Annotated in this window: 20 protein-coding genes; all 20 read right to left on the bottom strand. The window is 41.9% G+C overall.

Annotated features, from left to right (window positions below; translation table 11 throughout):
• Window positions 1-61 precede the first annotated feature (61 nt).
• Window positions 62-1,285, bottom strand: coding sequence for a transglutaminase domain-containing protein (locus V8Q34_RS09040; protein WP_054352796.1), 1,224 nt, complete (start codon window positions 1,283-1,285; stop codon window positions 62-64).
• 12 nt (window positions 1,286-1,297) lie between these two features.
• On the bottom strand, window positions 1,298-2,218 hold the full coding sequence (locus V8Q34_RS09045; RefSeq protein ID WP_054352795.1) for a magnesium transporter CorA family protein: 921 nt from the start codon (window positions 2,216-2,218) through the stop codon (window positions 1,298-1,300).
• Between the two features lie 45 nt (window positions 2,219-2,263).
• Window positions 2,264-4,510 carry a DNA gyrase/topoisomerase IV subunit A gene (locus V8Q34_RS09050; protein WP_148392316.1) on the bottom strand — a complete coding sequence of 749 codons (2,247 nt, stop codon included), beginning with the start codon at window positions 4,508-4,510 and terminating at the stop codon, window positions 2,264-2,266.
• Between the two features lie 10 nt (window positions 4,511-4,520).
• Window positions 4,521-6,443: a DNA gyrase/topoisomerase IV subunit B gene (locus V8Q34_RS09055; protein WP_103732210.1), complete on the bottom strand. Its 1,923-nt coding sequence runs from the start codon at window positions 6,441-6,443 to the stop codon at window positions 4,521-4,523.
• A 15-nt stretch (window positions 6,444-6,458) separates the two neighbouring features.
• On the bottom strand, window positions 6,459-7,286 hold the full coding sequence (locus tag V8Q34_RS09060) for a Cof-type HAD-IIB family hydrolase (RefSeq protein ID WP_335835257.1): 828 nt from the start codon (window positions 7,284-7,286) through the stop codon (window positions 6,459-6,461).
• Between the two features lie 13 nt (window positions 7,287-7,299).
• Window positions 7,300-7,833, bottom strand: coding sequence for a phosphatase PAP2 family protein (locus tag V8Q34_RS09065; RefSeq protein WP_335835258.1), 534 nt, complete (start codon window positions 7,831-7,833; stop codon window positions 7,300-7,302).
• A gap of 150 nt (window positions 7,834-7,983) precedes the next feature.
• The gene (locus tag V8Q34_RS09070) at window positions 7,984-8,877 is read right to left on the bottom strand and encodes a hypothetical protein (RefSeq protein ID WP_227244447.1); all 894 of its coding nucleotides are present in this window, start codon (window positions 8,875-8,877) and stop codon (window positions 7,984-7,986) included.
• Window positions 8,867-10,402: a hypothetical protein gene (locus tag V8Q34_RS09075; protein WP_335835259.1), complete on the bottom strand. Its 1,536-nt coding sequence runs from the start codon at window positions 10,400-10,402 to the stop codon at window positions 8,867-8,869. Before V8Q34_RS09075 ends, V8Q34_RS09070 begins: the two co-directional genes overlap by 11 nt.
• Window positions 10,399-11,046 carry an ABC transporter ATP-binding protein gene (locus V8Q34_RS09080; RefSeq protein ID WP_335835260.1) on the bottom strand — a complete coding sequence of 216 codons (648 nt, stop codon included), beginning with the start codon at window positions 11,044-11,046 and terminating at the stop codon, window positions 10,399-10,401. Before V8Q34_RS09080 ends, V8Q34_RS09075 begins: the two co-directional genes overlap by 4 nt.
• Entirely contained in the window at window positions 11,043-11,942 is a 900-nt protein-coding gene (locus tag V8Q34_RS09085; RefSeq protein WP_227244439.1) for a hypothetical protein, read from the bottom strand. Before V8Q34_RS09085 ends, V8Q34_RS09080 begins: the two co-directional genes overlap by 4 nt.
• Window positions 11,935-12,690, bottom strand: a complete 756-nt coding sequence (locus tag V8Q34_RS09090) for a hypothetical protein (RefSeq protein WP_335835261.1) — start codon at window positions 12,688-12,690, stop codon at window positions 11,935-11,937. Before V8Q34_RS09090 ends, V8Q34_RS09085 begins: the two co-directional genes overlap by 8 nt.
• A gap of 23 nt (window positions 12,691-12,713) precedes the next feature.
• The gene (locus tag V8Q34_RS09095) at window positions 12,714-14,114 is read right to left on the bottom strand and encodes a DUF6034 family protein (protein ID WP_335835262.1); all 1,401 of its coding nucleotides are present in this window, start codon (window positions 14,112-14,114) and stop codon (window positions 12,714-12,716) included.
• The gene (locus V8Q34_RS09100; RefSeq protein ID WP_335835263.1) at window positions 14,111-14,956 is read right to left on the bottom strand and encodes a hypothetical protein; all 846 of its coding nucleotides are present in this window, start codon (window positions 14,954-14,956) and stop codon (window positions 14,111-14,113) included. The genes V8Q34_RS09095 and V8Q34_RS09100 overlap by 4 nt, the downstream gene beginning before the upstream one ends.
• Window positions 14,931-15,605, bottom strand: coding sequence for an ABC transporter ATP-binding protein (locus tag V8Q34_RS09105; protein ID WP_335835264.1), 675 nt, complete (start codon window positions 15,603-15,605; stop codon window positions 14,931-14,933). Before V8Q34_RS09105 ends, V8Q34_RS09100 begins: the two co-directional genes overlap by 26 nt.
• Window positions 15,606-15,627: 22 nt before the next feature.
• Window positions 15,628-16,419 carry a hypothetical protein gene (locus V8Q34_RS09110; protein WP_335835265.1) on the bottom strand — a complete coding sequence of 264 codons (792 nt, stop codon included), beginning with the start codon at window positions 16,417-16,419 and terminating at the stop codon, window positions 15,628-15,630.
• Window positions 16,397-17,104, bottom strand: a complete 708-nt coding sequence (locus tag V8Q34_RS09115; protein ID WP_335835266.1) for a hypothetical protein — start codon at window positions 17,102-17,104, stop codon at window positions 16,397-16,399. The genes V8Q34_RS09110 and V8Q34_RS09115 overlap by 23 nt, the downstream gene beginning before the upstream one ends.
• Window positions 17,105-17,173: 69 nt before the next feature.
• Window positions 17,174-17,599, bottom strand: coding sequence for a hypothetical protein (locus V8Q34_RS09120; RefSeq protein WP_335835267.1), 426 nt, complete (start codon window positions 17,597-17,599; stop codon window positions 17,174-17,176).
• Window positions 17,600-18,646: 1,047 nt separating this feature from the next.
• Window positions 18,647-18,835 carry a hypothetical protein gene (locus V8Q34_RS09125; RefSeq protein ID WP_335835268.1) on the bottom strand — a complete coding sequence of 63 codons (189 nt, stop codon included), beginning with the start codon at window positions 18,833-18,835 and terminating at the stop codon, window positions 18,647-18,649.
• 159 nt (window positions 18,836-18,994) lie between these two features.
• Window positions 18,995-20,023: an NlpC/P60 family protein gene (locus V8Q34_RS09130; protein ID WP_335835269.1), complete on the bottom strand. Its 1,029-nt coding sequence runs from the start codon at window positions 20,021-20,023 to the stop codon at window positions 18,995-18,997.
• 620 nt (window positions 20,024-20,643) lie between these two features.
• Window positions 20,644-21,312: a peptidoglycan-binding domain-containing protein gene (locus V8Q34_RS09135; RefSeq protein ID WP_335835270.1), complete on the bottom strand. Its 669-nt coding sequence runs from the start codon at window positions 21,310-21,312 to the stop codon at window positions 20,644-20,646.
• Window positions 21,313-21,751: the final 439 nt, after the last annotated feature.

Here is a 21,751-nt window from a genome sequence, read left to right on the forward strand (position 1 = left end):
GAAGCGTGTTACTGTTCACAGAACTGCGCTTTTTGCAGGGCTGTGAATAGTTACGTGTTTTTTACCAATAGACCGTGAGGAGCATGTCCTCATCGCTGTATCCGATGTTCCACTGATAGGTTTCCCCCTCCTGGAACGGATAGGCATCCCGCACGGCCCGCTCGATCAGATCACCGTCCACCATGGCGGCTACAGCCTGCCGGTAACTGTCCGGATCGGCAAACTTGAAATCTTCCCGCTCCCTTCCTTCCGATATGGATGCAGTGAGTATATTGTAGAATTCATTCTCCTCATAGTATGAGTACCAGGTGCCGTTCATTTTGTAATAGTTATAGCTGTCATCTGTGCATTCCGGCAGCGGCAGAAGGTCGTCCGGTGTATGTGTAGCAAGGAGTGTGGCGGCATCACAGCACAGATAAGTGTAGGAGATCTCCTGCACGGCCCCTTCCTGTTTCTCCGAAAATCCCGGATTTGCCCAGGTGGTATCCACATAGTAATAATTCTCTCCTATCTTCACCAGATTCCATGCATGTTCCTCATCATTTGGCGCTGCTTTTCCGGTGACCAGCGTACAGAAAATTCCCATCTTTCCCAAAAGGTACTGGGTCGCTTTGGAAAATCCGGCACATACCGTGACCTGGTTTAAGAAGACGCTCTGAATATTCTGGTTGTTTGGGCAGGACTGGTCATATGCTGTATTCTGGCTCAAAAATTCGTAAATATACTTGATTTTCCCATATGTATCCGCATCTGCCGGTACCTGTGCGATCCACTGGTCTGCTGCCGCCTCAATGCCGGCTTTTGTGGATTCTATCTCTGCCTTATCTATATTGTACACAAGCTGCAGATCCACACTGCCGGCCGCCTCCGCGCTGCCGTCTCCCTGAAAGGTGTAAGACTGCTGGTCCAGCCAGAAAAATTCCGGATGGTCCACAAACACCATATTGTTGACCCGGTTGATATCTGCCTCCGTACAGGCATCCACAGTGACGATATCCTTATATTCCAGAATCCCGTTCAAAAGCTGTCGGTATAACTTCTGCTGGTCCTCTGTCAGGCTCTCATAACCATAGGGTATGTATTCGCCGTTTATATACTGAAGGGCATCCGCCTCCGCAATTTTCTCCTTCTCCGGCTCAAAGACCTGATAGATCTTCTTTTGTACGGATTCGGTCACACTTTCTTTTGTCTCCGCCTCCGTCTCTATCCCCCTGCCGCAGCCGGAAAACAGAAAGGAGACCAGGAGCGTCCCGCACAGAAGCAGGCTGTATACTCTTTTTCTCATAGGCATCTTCTCCTAGTCAAACCAATTCTTATGTTTAAAATACAAAATCTCTATGATAACGATCAGAAGCACCACACCGATAATGATAAAATAGCTGCCTTTATAGTAAAGCTCCGGCATATTCACAAAGTTCATGCCATACCAGCCGGTGATCAGCGTCAGGGGCATGAAAATAGTGGTGACGACGGTGAGGAACTGCATGATCTTGTTCTGCCGCTCCGCAGTTCTGGCCTGATACATTTCCCGGATCTGAAGGGTATATTCCCGCAGGTTTCTGGTGTTGTCCGCAAGGCGCTCTATTCTTTTTGCCATTACTCGGAAAAGGCGGCAGTCCTCCTCCCCGAGAAATCCCGTATAATTTTCCTCCAGCATTTCACAGAAGTCCGCAAGCTGGTCATAGTAGGTGTTCATGCGCAGAAGCTCCCTGCGCACAGTCAGCATCCTTGCCGGACAGTCCTTGATCTCCCGACGGAACAGCCCGTCCTCCAAGTCTGTCATCCTGAGTTCATACGCCTGGAGAAAACGGACATCATCTTCTAACAGGCGCTCCATAAATTCAAAGAGAAAATGCGCCACATAACTCTGCTCCTGGAACCGGATTTCCTCCATCTCTTTTACTATATGGGCCACAAATCCGGATTCGTCCACAAACAACAGCTTCTCCCTATCCATATAATACCCGAAGGAGATGGGTTTTTCCAGAAGTTTTTCTTTCTGGGGCACGGAAAAAGTTCCCACCACGCAGTCCTTCTGCAGCTCCGCCTTGCAGAAATGCACGTGCTCCAGGCTTCTTAAAAGCAGGCGCCCCGGACTGCTGTCCCCGTATTTTCTTTTGTAGGATTCCACTGTCAGTATCTCAATAAGGCAGTCTCCGGGAGCCAGAATTTCCTTTTCCCCGAGGCCTGACATTTTCTTATTCAAACGATATCTCATAGGCCCTCCCGTATCGACGCTGTTCCCTGCGGCCATACCGGCCTGCTACAGCCTTACCTTTGTACCTTTTGTATCACGTTTTGCCAGCTTCAGCCGGTTCAGTGCCACACTCTTCTCCTTGTAGGTAACGGTATACTCTGTGCGGCCTTCCAGCAGGTAAGCGTGCTCCACCTCATCGTCCCCGGCAAGGCGGATACCGCGCACGCCGATGGCTGTCTTCTTCTTATCCGGAACCTCTTCCTTCAGAAAGCGCAGAAAAATGCCGTTCTTTGTCTGCAGCACCACATATTCCATGGGGTCGGCGATCTGTACCAGTACCAACTGGTCGCCTTCTGCCAGCTTTGTGGCTGCTATGGTCCGCTTGGACACATCAAATTCTGTTCCTGCCACCTGTTTCAGCATACCTGTCTTCGTGGCAAAGAACAGCATGGAATCTTTAATTCCGGAGAGGCTGGATACAAATACCATCTGCTCCGCAGAGCTGTCATAGTTGCTCACATTGTCAATGGGTGTGCCTTTATCTCTGAATTTTCCGTAGGGCAGGTCCAGCACCTTGATGGTATGCATTCTGCCGGAATCTGTAAACACACAGATCTTGTCCGTGTTCATACAGGAGAAAATATATTTATTCTCACTGTCCGCAGTCTCCTTATTCCGCTCATAGGCTGCCTTGTCGATGGTCCTGGCATACCCGAAACGATCCATGAGAAAGACAACTTCCATCTCTTCTATTTTCTTTTCCTCGTACACAGCTTCCGCTGCGTTTTCAATGGCAGTGAGACGCTTCTTTCCGAATTCTTTTTTCACGGCTCTGAGCTCGTCGATGATAACGGCTGCCATGGAGTCATAGTTGTTTAAGATATCCTCGTAGCGGGCAATATTTTTCAGCGTGGTCTCATGCTCTGCCATAAGTGCCTCCACTTCCAGGCCGATAAGCTTATAGAGACGCATATCCAGAATAGCAGCCGCCTGTCTTTCCGTAAACCGCAGCTTTCCTGCCTGCCGCTCGCTTGTCTTTGTCTTAAAGCGTATCCCCTCTGTGATACCGCTGACCAGGCAGTTTTTCACCTGTTCTCTGTTCTTGCTTCCCCTGAGGATCTCAATGATCAGGTCTATGACATCACAGGCCTTTATGAGACCTTCCTGTATCTCCTGTTTTTCCCGCTCTTTTGCAAGGAGTGTCTGATACTTTCTGGTAGCCACCTCGAACTGGAAATCCACATGGTACTCAATGACCTGTTTCAGACTTAAGATCTCAGGCCTTCCGTCCGCAACGGCAAGCATATTTACGCCGAAAGTGTCCTCCAGCCTTGTCTTCTTGTACAGCATGTTGGTCAGGTTCTCCACATCCGCGCCCTTTTTCAGTTCCAGCACAATGCGGATTCCCTCTTTTGAAGACTGGTTGGAGATATCCACAATATCCGTGGTCTTTTTTGTCTCCACAAGGGTTGCCACATCGTTCAGGAATTTGCCGATGTTGGCGCCGATCATGGTGTATGGGATCTCTGTGATGACCAGAAGGGTTCTTCCTGCTTTTCCCTTCTCCACCTCCACCTTGCCGCGGAGCTTGATCTTGCCGCTCCCGCTCTCATAGATGGCGGGAAGGTCATCCTTGTTGACCACGATTCCGCCTGTGGGGAAATCAGGGCCTTTGATGTATTTCATCAGCCCCTGCGTGGTGATGGTGTTATCCTTCATATAGGCGATGACACCGTCAATGACTTCGTTTAAGTTGTGGGGAGGAATACTGGTCGCCATACCTACGGCGATGCCGTCCGCTCCGTTTAACAACAGGTTCGGGACCTTCACGGGAAGCACTGCAGGCTCTTTTTCCGTCTCATCAAAGTTGGGAACAAAATCCACCACATTCTTGTCAAGGTCTGCCAGATATACCTCCTGGGTTATTTTCTCCAGACGGGCCTCTGTGTACCTCATGGCAGCCGCCCCGTCCCCTTCTATGGAGCCGAAGTTGCCGTGGCCGTCCACCAGGGTCTGGCCTTTTTTAAACTCCTGGGCCATGACCACCAGGGATTCATAGATTGAACTGTCTCCGTGGGGATGGTATTTACCCATGGTATCGCCTACGATACGGGCACATTTCCTGTATGGCCTGTCATAGCGGATCCCCAGCTCATACATATCGTAAAGGGTTCTCCTCTGCACCGGCTTTAAGCCGTCCCGCACATCCGGAAGGGCGCGGGCGACGATAACACTCATGGCATAGTCAATATAAGACTTCTGCATGATCTCCGAATATTCTGTTCTGATAATATTATCCTGTACGTTCGCCATTTTGCTCCTCCTATATGTCTAATTCCGCATCCTGGGCGTGCTCGTAGATGAATGCTTTCCGGGGAGGCACTTCCGTTCCCATCAGTACCTCTGTCACGTCGGATGCCATACGCGCATCCTCGATCTCCACCAGCTTCAAAAGCCTGGTCTCCGGGTTCAGGGTTGTCTCCCAGAGCTGCTGCGCGTCCATCTCACCGAGACCTTTGTACCGCTGCAGGGTGAAGGGGCCTTTGTGCCTTTTTCTGTAACGTTCCAGAGCCTTGTCGTCATAGAGGTATTCCTCTTTCCCTTTTGCGGGCATGGCTTTATAGAGGGGCGGCATGGCAATGTACACGTGTCCCTCATAGATCAGTTCCGGCATGAACCGGTAGAACAAAGTCAGAAGCAGGGTGGAAATGTGGGCACCGTCCACGTCGGCATCGGCCATGATGATGATCTTATCATAGCGCAGCTTGCTGATGTCAAAGTCATTGCCGTATCCCTCGGAAAATCCGCAGCCGAAGGCATTGATCATGGTTTTGATCTCCGCATTTGCCAGCACCTTGTCAATGGTGGCTTTCTCCACGTTGAGGATCTTACCGCGGATGGGAAGGATGGCCTGGAAGCTTCTGTCCCTGGCTGTCTTGGCACTTCCCCCGGCGGAATCTCCCTCCACAATGAAGATTTCACACAGAGAAGGGTCTCTTTTTTCACAGTTTGCCAGCTTGCCGTTGGAGTCAAAGGAGTATTTCTGCCTGGTCAGCAGATTGGTCTTGGCCTTCTCCTCCGTCTTTCTGATCTTTGCGGACTTCTCCGCGCAGGACAGAATGTTCTTCAGGGTGTCCAGATTTCTGTCCATAAATAAGACAACTTCTTCCCCTGTCACTTTTCCTGTGGCTTTGGCCGCGTCCTGGTTGTCCAGCTTAGTCTTGGTCTGTCCCTCAAACCGGGGGGAGGGATGCTTGATGGACACCACCGCCGTCATTCCGTTTCGGATGTCCGCCCCTGTGAAGTTGGGGTCTTTTTCCTTCAAGACACCTAGTTCCCTGGCATAGTTGTTCATCACCGAAGTGAATGTGGTCTTAAAACCGGTCAGATGGGTGCCGCCCTCTGCATTGTAGATGTTGTTGCAGAAGCCCAGCACATTTTCCCGAAATTCATTGATATACTGGAAGGCAACCTCCACGGTGATGCCCTCGGATTCTCCCTTAAAATAGACAGGCTCATGGAGGATCTCACATTTTTTGTTCAGATCCTTGATAAAGCCCACGATACCTTCCGGTTCATGGAAGGTGATGCTCTCCGGTTCGTCCCCTCTCTTATCCTCAAATACAATGGTCAGCTCAGGATTCAGATAGGCAGTCTCGTGAAGACGGCTCTTCACCTCCGTGGCAGAGAATCGTGTCTTCTCGAAAATCTCCGCATCCGGCAGGAAATTCACCAGCGTACCTGTGGCTTTTGTCCTTCCGAGCTTCGGAAGCAGGCCCTCCTCCAGCTCAATGGTGGGGATTCCCCGCTCATAGTGGTCGTGATGGATATAGCCCTCCCGGCTGATCTTGATATCCAGATATGTGGACAGAGCGTTGACCACAGAGGAGCCGACACCATGAAGGCCTCCGCTTGTCTTATACGCGGAGTCATCAAACTTTCCGCCTGCATGCAGTGTGGTGAATACAAGCCTCTCGGCTGACATCCCCTTTTCATGCATGCCCACAGGGATTCCACGTCCGTTATCCTCCACAGTGGCAGAGCCGTCCCGCTCCAGCGTCACGCGGATATCCGTACAGAATCCGGCCAGATGCTCATCCACCGCGTTGTCTACAATCTCATAAATCAAATGGTTCAAACCTTTCCGGGAAACACTGCCGATATACATACCGGGGCGTTTCCTTACAGCCTCCAGTCCCTCCAGAACTGTGATGCTGCTGGCATCATAGGTTGTTTTTTTTGCCATTCCTGTTCGTCCTTTCTATTTCAGTATACTCTCAATCGCTTTTGCAGCACCGTCATTCTCATTGGTATCTGTCACTGCACTGCTGATCTCCTTCACTCTGCTGCAGGCATTGCCCATAGCCACAGAGTATCCGGCATTTAAAAGCATTTCATAATCATTATTGCTGTCACCCACTGCCATGATCTCTTCCTGTCTGACTCCGATCATGTCTGCCAGCTTTACAATGGCATTCCATTTGCTCCATCTTCCGTGCACCACTTCTATATTATTGGGGATGACGGAAATGGGATGTACACCGGGGAGCATATCTATTTCCCTTATCAGCTTATCCTTTTCTTCCATTTTGGATACTAAAATATGTACCTTTCCCACACGGATTCCATCCTCCGCAAGAAGCTGCCTGTAGTCTGCTGTCATTTTATTGGTGGCAAGAAGCTGGTCACAGTATTCTACCGGAAGACCGCACCTTTTTATCACTTCCTGCCCCTTTGCATCCATATAGGCATCCTGTCCCGCATAGATTTCCACATAGGTATCATACTGTGCCGCAAGCTCGTAAATCTTCCTGACATTGTCCATATCCATTTCATGAAAATACAGGACATCTCCTGTCCTGCCGTCGGTGATAACGGAGCCGTTACCGTTTATGAAATAGGAAATCTCCCGGAAATCTTTTAAAACAAACCGGGCATTGCGGTAGGAGCGGCCTGTTGTGGGCACAATCAGGTATCCTTTTCTTCCCGCTTCCTCCACAGCTTCCCTGGTCCTCTCTGAGATGGTGCAGTCGTCCCGAAGAAGCGTACCGTCCAGGTCAATGGCTATCATTTTTAAATCTTTTCTCATCTTGGTTCTCCTGTTATTTGTTCGGATTCATTCGGCGGCTTTTCACACAGCCAAATACATACGCAGACAGCAGCCCACAGCAGATGCCGATGACAACACCCGCCATTACATCTGTAGGGAAATGCACATACAGGTACAGGCGTGAAAAGGCGATCAGGGCAGCCAGCACATAGGCGCAGATGCCGGCCTTTTTATTGCCCGTAAACAGCGCTGTGGCCGCGGCAAAGGAGGCCTGCGTGTGACCTGACGGAAAGGAATAGTCCTTCGGCACCCGGATCAGCAGCTCCACGGTGTCGTTGATCCAGCAGGGACGCTGCCTGGCCACCAGCGGCTTTAATATCATATTTCCAAACAAAGCGGATAATATCAGCGCCCCCAGCACAAGAACGCCATACTTTCTGTATTTCTTCACACAGAGCAGCACCAGACCAAGTACGATCCAGAACCATCCTGCGTTTCCAAGGGATGTGATAAATACTAAAATTTTGTCCAGCAGAGGGGTATGTATCTGCTGCAAAGCATCCAATATCGTAAATTCCCAACCCATATCTTTTTCCTTTCTGTTTCGGATTCGTCCTATATCATAACTTATTTTGGGGATTTTTTCAAATCTATTCTGTAATTCGGTAAATATGTGGGGTGACGGCAAAAAACCTCCGGCTCCGGGATGGGAGCAGAGGCTTTTATCAACTGATATTTAAATGACTCCTGTTATCAAGAATAACACTGCGGTTCCCGCGCAAAACAAGAAGATACCATTCATTTTCAAAAACCAGTATCTTTTTACTTTTCTACGGAAATCCTCTGTAAATCTTTCGTTGTCAGACCTTCCTGCCAGGCCATACCACAGGTTTTCCATGATCAGGCCAATCAGTGCCTCCATTACAAGAATGCCCGCCGCCGCATAAAACACAAGCATTCCAAGAGCAGCACTGCCTTCCCGATAACTTTTTTTGACAGCGTTCATGTCATTCAGAGATTCTCCCTGAATTTTCTTTACAAGTTTTTCAATCTTTGGCAGCGTCTCCGCAGAAGAAATTCTGATGCAGATTCCGTCATAACTCCCTGCCATCTCCCCGGTCTCCCTTATGATCCGCTCTGCCATATCCCCCGAAATGTAAGCAGCGTTCTTTTTGCTTTTCCTGACATGTGAAAACATGTAATCCTTTTGCATGTATGTTCCTTTTCCCACTGAAAAAACGGCCTGACCGACAGCTCCTGATTTTAATAGTCCCCATTTTTCCGGCAGAAATATGGTATCCTCTGCTATATCAGAATCATAATTCCGGCTGATACCATATAAGTCAAAATCCTTTTTTTCTTCCCCTGACTTCAGGCTTGCCTGCAGTTTACAGAGAGGATATACGGTTTCTATATCCTTCCATCCTTCTATTTCTTCCACCGCTTCCTGTGATATCTGACAATTTACGATCCAGACTTCCTGTTTTTTGTAAGCAGCTCCTATTATTTTATACTGCTCCTTCGGCAGTACCACAGCAACCGCAAACAGAATGGAAAAAAAGAGCAGTATCCATTTACAGCAGCTTCTCTCATAGCATTGTCTGCCGATATAACTCCACTCACTTACCATGCGTTTTCTTAACCTTTTTTATAAAATAAACCAGACAGATCAGTATGATCTCAGCCAGTAATCCTATGGTCACCCACCACTGTACCGACATGTTCTGCCCCTCCTCCTTCTTGTCGGTGTCCGAAAGCAGTATCGGAGGCTGCAGCTCTGTCGTGAATGGGATTTCTTCCGTATATTCCTCCCCTGATTCATCACTGTAGCAAATGCGGTACACACCGTTTATCTCTCCGTATTTTTCCTTGCCTTCCCTGCCGTCCACCAGTAAAATACCGTCGCAGGCAGCAGCGTCCCTGCTCTCTATCTCTCCGATAAACAGGGTGTTTTGGAGTCTCAGACCATCCGCTTTTGCGGAAACTGTCACATTGTAAGCTTTCCCTGCTCCTGTGTTCATAAAGTTTCCCTTGATCGCAATGGCATCCCCCACATAGATCTTCTTATTCGGTTTTGTTATCTCCGGAGTGATTTTAGGTGTTTTCCGTATTTTAACAGTGACTGTTCCCTCCTCTGTCAGCGGTTCAGCCTCCGAATTTTCATAAGAAGCCTTATACTGAAGAGTAAAAGCGTCTGTCTCTATCCCCATCTGGATCAGCACCTTCACAGGAATCTCAATGACCTCCTTACACCTGATACTTTCAAAATACCAGACCGTACTTTCATTTAAAATGGAGATGTTCTTTTCCTGACTTAAAACGGTAAGGCTGACATTATGGATACCTTCCTTTTCGTTCATATTTTGAAACTGCAGGAGTAAGGATACGCTGTCTCCGGGGATGATTTCTTCTTTGTCGCAGGTTGTTCCTGTATGAAGCAGTTTAGGGGACTCTTTCTTCTTCTCAGTCTCTTCCTGCGGTACGCTTTCCTCCTGCTGTCCTCCCTGAAAATCCATTTCGTTTCCTTCCGGGTCTGTCGGTTCATTCTCTTCTCCGTGTTCCGGGACTTCCTCCCCCTCTGTCATTTCCTCCTCTTTCTTTTCGGAAATATTCACATAAGTGGTGAAAGTCTGAGCAAACTTCTCACCCCCTGTACTTTCTCCTGAGATTTCCCAGATCACAGGAAAAGTGCCGCCTTTTCTCTCCTGCTTTAATTCCAGCGTCAGCTTCACGTAATATACAGACTTCTTTTCATCTGTTCCGGTAACCTGTATTTTTTCTTCCTTTATACGCATGTCATAATTCTTATACACAAAGGGATTTCCCTGTGTATCACCTATATTTGGACTCACCCGAATCTCTTTATTTAAAATCTTACCTCTGTTTAAAAGAGGCAGTATGATTTCAACACTGTTCTCTTCTTCTATTGGTATGTACCCATTGCTGTAGGAGGTATTCATCCCCTCGTATACCGTCTGGTTATCTATATACAACTCCACACCTGCGTTATCTTCCTGGTCCGGTACTTCCTGCTCTTTATCTTCTGCCTGTTCCGTAAGCACGGACGCTGAAAACGTGTCGGGCACGGCTGCCATAACTGACTTTCCAAACAGAATCCCCATAAGGATTCCTGCCAGGATTATGCTTTTTTTCATTTTGTCAACACCTCCAGACGTCCATTGTCTATTTCACAGACTTCATCGCACAGAATGTCAATATCCTTTTGATTATGGCTGACCAGCAGAATTGTTTTTCCCTCCTGCTTCAGCTCCTGTATCAGTCTGCGTATTTCCTCAATCCCTTTTTTATCCAAACCGTTAAACGGCTCGTCCAAGATAAGAATATCCGGGTTTTCCATAATGGCCTGGGCAATCCCCAGACGCTGGCGCATACCAAGAGAATATTTCCCCACGTTCTTTTTCAGATTCGGGTCAAGCCCCACCTTGCAGATAGCATTTTTGATGTCACCATTATTTATTTTTCCGTTGAGTGCCGCCAGGATACGGAGATTTTTCATTCCCGTCATGTTCGGCAGAAAACCGGGGCTTTCTATTATGGCACCAATATTTTCAGGAAAGTCCACATCCCTGCCGATCTGCTTTCCCCTGACGAAAATCTTTCCGGAATCAGGAATCAAAAAGCCGCAGATGCATTTCAACAGAACCGTCTTACCACTTCCGTTATTTCCGATCAGGCCATATATCTTCCCGGCCTTTAGTGTATATGTAATATTTTTTAATACCTGTTCATCCCGAAAAGATTTGCAGACATTCTCAATGATAATAATATCTTCACTCAATTCTCCAGGGTCCCTCCGAAATTAAAATTATATTTCCGCATACCTTTAAGAGCCAGAAGCAGCAGTAAAAGCAAGAGCGCAGAAGCATACAAAACGCTCTGCCCGACAGACGGCAGCTCATCATACCCAAAATTATGCAGATGGTAAGTGGCCTGTCTCAAAGGGGATGCCCATCCTGCGATCACGTACAGTTTATACCGGTCCTGTTCGCTGATATGGAACAATTCTCCGATCAGTTCCGGACTCAGAAGCACTGCATAAAGGTTAAAAACGATACCTGCAGCCATCCCCGCTGTATCTGACAGTATGATCCTAAATACAAACATAAAAAACACCATGAGACAAGAATATAGAAAAATCAAAGTGAATATGATTACCATACATTGAAACGGCCGTGACATTTCTATAGTTCTGGCAGAAGATGCCAAAGATAAGGTTTCACCTGCATCTGAAAAGGCCAGCTTCACTGCTGTCTCACTCCACTTATTTCCTGTAAAACAGCGCTGCCCGCAGATTATTACCGTTGAAAGCAATATGAGCACCATATAAATCCCTGTACCCAAAATCACATAAAGTACCTGACCTGCCAGCCACACTTTCCTACTCATACGCATGAGATGATAAGGTACCTCCTTGCCCAGATATGGGACATCGGAAAACAGCAGCAACAGAACCACTGAGATCAAAAGAACAGCATAGCTGTCATCAAAGGTCCAGATAAATGGTTCAAAAATCTGCATGGTTGTTTGATGCTGTTCTGAAAAATCCAGTATTCTGCCCAACAGGATATAGCAGATAATAAAATTAAGGCAGAAAGCAGTCCATACTCTGGAATTATGTCTCCACAGCCGAAAATAAAAGGCCACTACCATACCTGTCTGCTTTATTTTAATCATTTCCGTACCTCTTATATACAATGACAGCAAGAATCGAATTAACAGCAGCGCACAAAAGAAGAAGGAATAGCCACTGACCGTATTTGCCCCCGTACCATTCTTGTTCTTTCAGAACCCATAAATAAGGATTTACTATCTTCAGGTCTTTAAAAAAGCGCTGGTTCATAATAACAAGAATATAAAATCCAATAAAGGGTGCCAGATAAGACAGATACATGCTTTTCATGGTATAAGACACTGTCATGGCAAAGCTGCTCCAAAAAAAGTTGTACAACAGATACGTGATCCCACCGGATAATATCCCTCTAACGGATTCCATAATTCCAATCTCTCCGGGTAAAATCTCCTGCGGGCTTAAAAACAGGAATTGTTTTACAGCGCATAAGAAACAGGCCGTTATAAAGAGCAAATTGACCGCGCAAAAATTGACGGCAATCTTACCTTTTATATAATCCATCCGCCTTTCGCGGCAAAAGCAGGGATAATAAAATCTGCTCTCAAAATCCTCTCTGAGACTTGCCGCATATACCGTTCCGCTGACAACAGCAAAAAACAAAACCGTACGCTGATCATGGATCGTCAAATTAACCAGGTGAAGCCAGTATCCACGGGCGAGCCGTTCTTTTTCTTCTGCCAGACGGCAAATACTTTCTGCCTGCAGCAGCATGGCTGAAATCACCAGGAAATTAACTCTGTAAAAACGTTTATGTTCCAAAACACGAATCAGTTCCGCCCGTATATATCTCATATGATTTCCCGCCTGTGATTCTGTCAGTACCCTGCCTGTCTGCTGATAATGCTCCCGTCTACTGCATTGATCGTAAGGTACGTGGTTTTATAGATACTTTCTTTATCTGTCTTTTCCAGATTATAAACGGAATTTTCCGGCATGCTTTCCCAATAGGCATAGCCGCAGAAATCCCAAACCGGAATGGTCAGATATTCCCGGTTGTTGTTTTTATTTACCACATACATGTAAGACAGATAGATCTGGGTAATCTTCAGATAAGTCTTCTCTCCCGGCGCTTTCCATGATTTGTTCATAATATTGGAGGCCAGAAATTCTTTCACCTGGTCAAAGCTGCATATGGAAACATCCTCATTTACGCACTCCATTACCTGGGGCGGCATAGTTACATTCATGCCGATGACACCTGATGCATCCACCTGTATATGGTCCTCTGTCTGCTCCATATGGGCACTGTATTCTTCCGGTGTTTCTGCCTGGTCTGTCTGCACAGATGCTTTTTCCTGAAGATAGAAATTTTCTATTCCGCCCATCTTCCTTTTATAACTGATGTCGTAATACCCTACAATATTTCCATCCACAACCTGGGCTTTCTCCTCTATCCCCATAACTTCCAGATTCCCCAGTTCCAGGGTCTGTATCACTTCCTGCGCTTTATTGACTGCTTCCTCCCGGGAGATATCTGCCGACCATTCTCCCTCCACTGCATTGTATGCAGGGCTGTAATTCATGAATTCTACCCTGTCTCCCCTGTCAGCATCTTTATAAAGGAAAATGCGGGCTGCCTCTGCCCTTCCCAAATCACTCTGAAGCTCAATGGAACCGTTCTCATCAAAGGTAATGCCCTGAATGGAAACAGGCGCAGCCTCCCCTTCCTCTGTACCAGAGTCATATAATTCTTCAGATTTCTTTAATTGCGCCTTTAATTCTGCGAGTTGTTCTTCCGGCGTTCCATCTCCCTCGTTTATAGCGGATTGTTCCCCGCTTTCCAGCAGCGCTATCTCCTGTCTGAGTGAAATAATCTCATCCATAAGCTCCTCCTTCGATGTCACTGCGCCCAAAGGATAACAGGCTGTATCCCCGGCAAAATAATGGATCGTATTTTCTATCTGTTCCTGTGTCATTTCTGATGGTTTGACTTTTTCACTGATGATTTTATCTGTATCCGGAATATGTACATCCGCGTCCACCTGTACGGCCACGCCGTCCGCTTCCATTTCATACTGATAATGTGCCGGAACAGAGGCCAGATTCTCTGCTGTCCCGGCAGAATCCTGTTCTGTCTTCTGAGCATTATTCTTCATCTCCTGCTCCAAATCCTGTTCTTTTTTATTCTTGACAAGATCTTCTTTTGGTGTTTCCTGGCAGCCGGTGAGGCTGATAAGTACAAGGCTTAATATTGCGGCTGTAAATGATTTTTTCATTTTGCTGTCTCCTCCCTGATTTTACCTTTGCTATCATTTCCTTTGCACTTAAAACTACTATCATAACGCTGAATACCAATCCATATTAATATAAATCCAACCAGTGTAATTATAAACAACTGCGATATATGTACACCAACTGGAATATCATATGTTGTAATTTCATAAGGCAATAAAGGTATTATATATATCATAACTGATTGCATATTGTCTGGAAATAAAATAAAAAAATAAAAGCCTAAATAGTACAACAGTGTAGGCAATGTCCATAAAATACATTTATTATGCAAATTCATCGCTAATCCCATACCTAGAATTCCTATTATTCCTCCGAATAAAAATGAATGAACAATAAATAAAACACAGTATAATGTCAGTGATCTATAATAAACATTTGAGAATGGTCCATTTAGAAAGGTTACCATAACCGAATCCTTTGGTGATATACAATAATATAAAAATAGTGTAATTAAATGGGCCATCACATAAATACCACCTGATATAATAAAAGATTCGAAAATTTGAATTAAATAAAATTTTTCATTAGATACCTTTAAACGTATCTGATCAAAATATCTATTTTGTATGTCTTCAAAAATAATATTAGGGTATACTAACATGACTACAAATGGTGCACATACAGACATAATTCCATTATTCTTGATGCAAGAAAAAATAAACATATTCAACACGCCAATATGATCCATAGCATTCAACGAATATAAAATACTATTTCTTTTCAACGTACAAATAGAACTTACTATAATTATTAAGATTGCAACATAGGTCTCTTTCCTTGCAATGACCCGATAAAGGTTACATTTTGTCAAAGTACTTATCATAACTTTTATCACCATTCTTTTCTACTAAATATCCATTTTTCAATTCCAATATACGATCACATAAAACTTCTATGTCCTCATTATTATGGCTTGTCATTAAAACAACAGAGCCATTTTCTGTTTTTAATTTTCTAATCAAATTATGGATAACCACAACACTTTCTTCATCCAAATTATTTGTAGGTTCGTCCAAAAGTATTAATTTAGGCTTTTCCATAACAGCAGCCGCTATCCCTAATTTTTGTCTCATACCTAAAGAATAATTTTTTAAAACTTTTTTATCATCAGGATCTAAGCTCAGTTCTTTCATGCATTCTATAATATCTTTCTTAACAACTTTTTTATTAAATAAAGACAACAAATATAAATTTTTATATCCTGAAAAATTCGGTATAAATGAAGGATATTCAATTAATGCTCCTAATTCATGTAAATTATCATTCTTATTAATATCACATTCCAAGATTTCAATTCGTCCCTGGTCACTTGTAAACAAACCCGTAATGCACTTAAATAATACACTTTTACCTGATGCATTTGCACCAACTATGCCTACTATTTCTGGCTTATCAATTTCTAAATTTATATTATTCAACACTACAGAACCTTTCATTATTTTTGTCAAATTAGAAATTTTTAGAATCTTCATTTAGCTTAACACCACCACTCTCTTAGTATTTTACATTTTTAGCAAAAAAATCTTTTTTCATTGTTATAAAATATAAAATCGTCATAACGATAAAAATACCAAATATCCAATATAAAATTGAATCACTTATAGGAAAACGTTTAGAATCAAATGCCATCGGTGCGACGGCCTCTGTATATATTATCCTTGTATTTTCTATAGGTGTAACACCTAATGGTAACAAAATATCAAAAGACTCATAAAAAAATCTGTCTACAATCGACACAATAAATACCATTATAAATCCCATAGGATTATTCTTACATATTAGGTTGACACAAAAAATCATAATATTAAGAAATGATATTCTAAGTCCTGTAAGCAGTATTATTTCACCTATCACTTGAAAGTTCTGTAAACTTTTTAGTTCTGGAAACTGTCTATCAATAAAAAAGCCTCTATATCCTTCCATTATACCCACAATACATGCGACTGCTAAATAAATACATACCATAATAAAAGATATCCAAATAATATAAATACTGATTTTGTAAAACCATTTTTTCCTTCCTCCACTTTTTAATATAATCATATCTTCAAAAGTGTTTTGAGCATCATTATAAACATCAGCACTTAATATCATTATAATCATCAAATAAAAATAATCTATTGTTTTAGCATCGTTAAAGTGCATAACGATAAATTCCAACAATGTAAATTCTAGTCCTTTATATAATCTTATATCAATATTTATAAATATAAAAATAACAATTATAAATAATATTTTACGCCACAAAGGCATACTATATAGCTTATATTGTATCATCCTTAGCATAGTTTTTACTCCAATAAGGTATAATGAAATTTTTTTGTGCACCATGTATCATTTCATACCAACCATCAATTTTCAATTCTTTTTTTTCTTCTTTTATAAAAACCCAAAATGAAACTGAATTACTTCCTTCTATATACAAATCATTTTCAAAATATTTATTTTCAGATGATGCTTTTACATTCAAATTTATATCTATATAAAGTCTATACCTATTTTGATTATTAACATTTTCTTTTTGCACATAATCGCAAGGCATAATCGAGGCATAATTAATAATAGACGTCAGCTTATATTCATTTACGATATATGGAATATATTTATTTAAATCACATGTTTCCATCTCATTAATAAAACGCTGCGTATATATTTTATTTGAATTACCAAATTTTTCTGGATTTATTTCTCTATGCCAATTATATCGATCGCTAAGAAAAGAATTCACTAAATGCATTAAATCATCCTTTTCTTTCCCTATGACTTTAGTAGGTTTTACATCAAACCATTCCTTGTTTCGCTCATCGTCAATCGCTTTTGTAATTATATAATATTTGTACTCTTCCAGTGTAACTTCTGTTTCAGGATTATTTAGATGCATATATAGAGGTTCTTTGTTCTCACATCCACAACAAAAAATCGTACTAATAAGTATAGTTAAAAGCTTAAGCTTTCTGTTCCTTTTTTTCACTATCAGCACCTCATAATATCGTGTCCCAAAACCAAATCTTTTGTGTTTTGGGACACTTTTCCTTACAGTCTACTCAGCGGTTTCAAATTCGCCAATCAATGTCAATGGATTCCCAGTATGTGAACTGGCAGCTTTGTAACAAAAAGCATTGCCTTTTGCACGATATTGTGAATACAACTTTCCATATGTCGGGGTCTCTCCTACTCCATTAACATATTGCATTGCCTGAGTACTTCTATCTGTAAGATATAAACGCCATGTATAATTAACACTTCCCAAAGACTGGCTCTCATAATAACCTGTATTATTGGAATCTTCAGCCGTAGTTCGATATCCCATATTCACATCTGTACCTGTCGAAAATGCATAACTTGTAATTCTATAAAACGAATATGGTGTTGCTTTCACCTCTTTTGCCGAAGTTGCAAACATCATACCAAAAACACAAGACGTTGAAAGTATACCAACCGAAAATTTTTTTAATGTTTTATTCAATATTTTCCCCTCCTATTCTTAACTTTTACCTGATGATACATTATACTTATCATCTCCGCATAATTTCCTAACACTACATAAAGTAGTATCTGATAATTGACTATTATAGGTTCTATGCGGCGTTTTAAATTGTTCCGCTTCTGATTTTATTTTTCATTAGTCTCCTCCTCTTTTTTATTTATTGCAATTGTACAAATGAGTACAATACAATTTTAGTGTTTAATTCCAGTATGATTTTACTATTCTTCTGTACTTCTAACATAATCAACAGCTACCCATCCATACTGATGTGTTAATTGACATTGACAACATCCCCTGTTTTAAAAAAAGTAGATGTTCTAAGTGGCGACTATACAAGTTTTGCCAGTGGTTCTGTTCTGTTGGTTCTATAATTACTGCATTTGACTGCTCAACGTCTAATTGAGTTGCCTGAACAGGCATACTTTCAAACGCCGTTATACATAAATACACCAACATATATGAATTTTCAGCATACTAAAATTTACGTAGAATTATTTTTATAGATTATTTTTTTAATCGAGGTCTATACATATGAAACACAAATATTTTTTGTCATACATTTATACGATTTTTATTATTACTGGGATAAAGGCTCAATAATTCTATTTACTTCTTTAAATTCATTTCACTTTTTAATAAATTTATTATATAATATAAAAAGAAATAATATATGAAAAAGGCATGAACGTACGAAAAAACTACATAAACGTATTGGGAGATACAAAGCCATTAAGCGAGATCTGCAGATACAATAAAAAATAATTCCAGCAGATTACAATTTTATGCTTCCTTTGAAAATACTTTTAGGATAAAACCTTCTTCTTTAAGATGATAACCGGGCAGGTACGGCCTGCCCGGTTGAGGTTATCCTATGACAACAATTCTTGCCCGGATATAGAAATGTAATTTTATAAGTAATTCTAGTCATTGTCATTTGTGGTATAAAGCAATGTTGGATAGCTTTAGAAATTTTCTTACTCAACCGGATAACAACGGCTATTTTTTTCAAGTCCACCTACGAACAGACTATTCTAACACAATAATAATAATAATAAATATAAGTAAAATCGCAAAGGCGATTCCGCCAATAAAAATCGCGTCCTCAAGTCTATCTACCCTACGTTCTCTTTCCTCACGGTTACGATTTCTTTTTGCTTCTATTGAATTAAGTTCAAAAAATTCTTTTATCTCATCGTCTTTTACTTTATTCTCCAATAGTTCCCCTCCATCTTTTGAAAAACACTCATAAAGACCAGATTCTCATCACTGGAATATTTATCTGTATTTCTTTCCAAGCCGAATGCATGGATTAATTAACAGCGTTATTTCTCTGTATTTTTTTATCAAATTAATCCCTTTTAGCTTCTATATCATTTACCATGTGCGTCTGCATGCAACCGGTGTTCCACACCAATCAATAGATGTTATTACAATACCTGTCCTAGAATTTAATGCATGCACTACCTGACTATTTCCAATATAAATAGCCACATGACCCGGGCCATCATAATAAAATACCAAATCACCAGGTTTAAGCTGACTTGTGCTAACAGAAGTTCCACTTTTCACCTGATCATTAGTGCTTCTTGGCAAAGAAATACCAAAATGTTTAAAGATACTTTGTACAAATCCGGAACAATCAGCTCCATTTGTCAGACTTGTTCCGCCGTACACATAGGGATTTCCTACGAATTGCACAGCATAGTCCACAATCTCTTTTCCTTTATTTGTAGGCGCATTATCACTAATCAATTCTCCACTGCTCGCAAATGTATAAGTAACCCCGTCGATAACTCTGGTCCCTGTAATCATTGCTCCGCTAGAGTCCATGTAATACCATTTGCCACCCACAGCGGTCCATCCAACCGACATTGCTCCACTGGCAGTCATATAATACCATTTCCCATCAACCTGAATCCATCCGGTAGCCATCACGCCGCTTGCATTAAGATAATACCATTTGTTTCCATCATTAAGCCATCCCGTCTGCATCCAACCAGCATCATCAAAATGGTACCACGAGCCGTTTATGTATTCCCAGACATTTTTGGAATAAGAACCATCCGTGTGTTTGTACCACCAACGTCCGTCGGATGCCTGAATCCAAGTACCAGGAATTGTCGTTGGTGTATTTCCATCACCATTTCGAGTCATCATCATTTGTTCCCTGACGCTGTCAGGAATTGTAATATCAGGAAGATTTTCAGCTGGGTCTGGAATATTATTCTCCTCCAGCAAAGATTCCTCTATTGTCTCGTCATTTTCACCATATTCTTCCGATATTATATCAGGTGTGTCTATAATGCCTTCATCGTTCCCATTTTCCGTGGCAAATACAGGCACAGTCATAGCCATGGTCATTATAGCTGTGGTGAATAACATCATTACCTTTTTTTCTTTCATCGCGCTTTCTCCTTTGTTCTTTTATTTATATATAAATCTTTATTATCGTATCTAGAATTTGACAATAAAGAATTTATATCTATATATTCCTCTACTAGAGTTACAAAAATATTATATTTTTATTATATATAAAAATGCTATAGTTTTTCGTTAATAAGTTTCTATCAAAATATAAAATAGATAATATATATTTTAATGTATTTTATAACGACATTATAGCATTTCATATCAAAATAACAGTAAAATTGTACAAACGTTCCGTTTGATTACTTTAACGTTAGAGTGGGTATAGTATTTTTAATATTCGTAACTTTGTAATAACGTTATTACTTTTAGGAATCGGTAAATATGAGTAAAAACCTTCGGCTCTAAAATAGGATATTAATATTTTTTACTAATTATATTTACTTCAATTGTTGTCTTTATGTGCAGATAATTTTTCAGAAGTATAAAGATTCTTAAAACACTTGACGGAGCGGTCATGCTTCCACTCCATTACTTTAAAAGTCAGTTATGATGTTTGGATTATTTGCAATGTAAATAAGAAAACGGGAACAGACGAACTATGTCTGCCCCCATCTGTTTTAGCTATATACAGTTACAGCATTACATGAATGCGATTAAATCCCCAATAATACTGCCCAAGTTGCTCTTCCAACAATACCATCCGTACTTAATCCGTTTCTATGCTGAAGTTCAATAACTGCTGCTTCGGTACCATCTCCAAAAGAACCGTCAATTCCACCAGTTACACCAATGTGGAAGAAGTCAGAAAGTCTTTCCTGTACCAGTTTAACCAAAGCGCCCTGACTTCCGAACTGTAATGTCGGGCAGGCATTAAGTGTGCCCGTTCCAGGGATACCATCAATATTTCCAGGATTATAGCCAGCTGCTAATAAAGCGCGCTGTAAACGTGTTACCCACTTTTCACGACCATCCCATTTCCCATCTGGACCTACAGTATAGCCATCAGGTGTCATCGTGTTAACAAGCATAGCCCCATCATTTCCAAAATAATAAAGGTTTTCTTTCCAACAGTTTGTCTGCATTTTCCCGCTTACGGGATCACAGTAATACTGTTTACCATTCCATTCAAACATTCCTGTATACATCCAACCAGAAGGATCAAAAAAATACCAATATCCATTGATGTATTCCCAACCATTTGCTGTATATCCGCCATCGGTATGCCGATACCACCACTTTCCATTAGAACTCTGAATCCATTCACCTGGGATTGTAGTTCCCTTAGTTGCTTTAGGCTGTGTTACATTTTTCTTCATTTCCATAGTTATACCTCTCATAATTTTAATTATTAATTGACAGTTACACATAGATGTTCAGCTCATTTTCTGAAGCTAATTTTCTATTTTGAATGCATTCATATTATAAAGAGGAAATAACATATAAATTGTAAACAAAAAGCCAGAAATAATCCGGCTTTTACTTAACTGCTACAATATTTAGGATACACATATTCACATAATTCTGGTTCTTTCTCATCACCTTCTCTTATAATTCGGTCCGATATTACTGATCTTCTGTACTTTTGACATAATCAACAGCCACCCATCCATACTGATGTGTTAATTGACGTTATCAACTCAGCCAAACATAGCCATTTTTTGTAACCTGGTTGTCCAAATTCATTATACCTACACTTTGCAAAATAACTAAAACTGTAGAAGATAAACTTGGCGTACTTCTAAAACGCATATCATCCCCTGT

Origin of the sequence: Blautia sp. JLR.GB0024, assembly GCF_037000545.1 — a bacterium.
GTDB classification, from domain to species: domain Bacteria; phylum Bacillota; class Clostridia; order Lachnospirales; family Lachnospiraceae; genus Blautia; species Blautia celeris.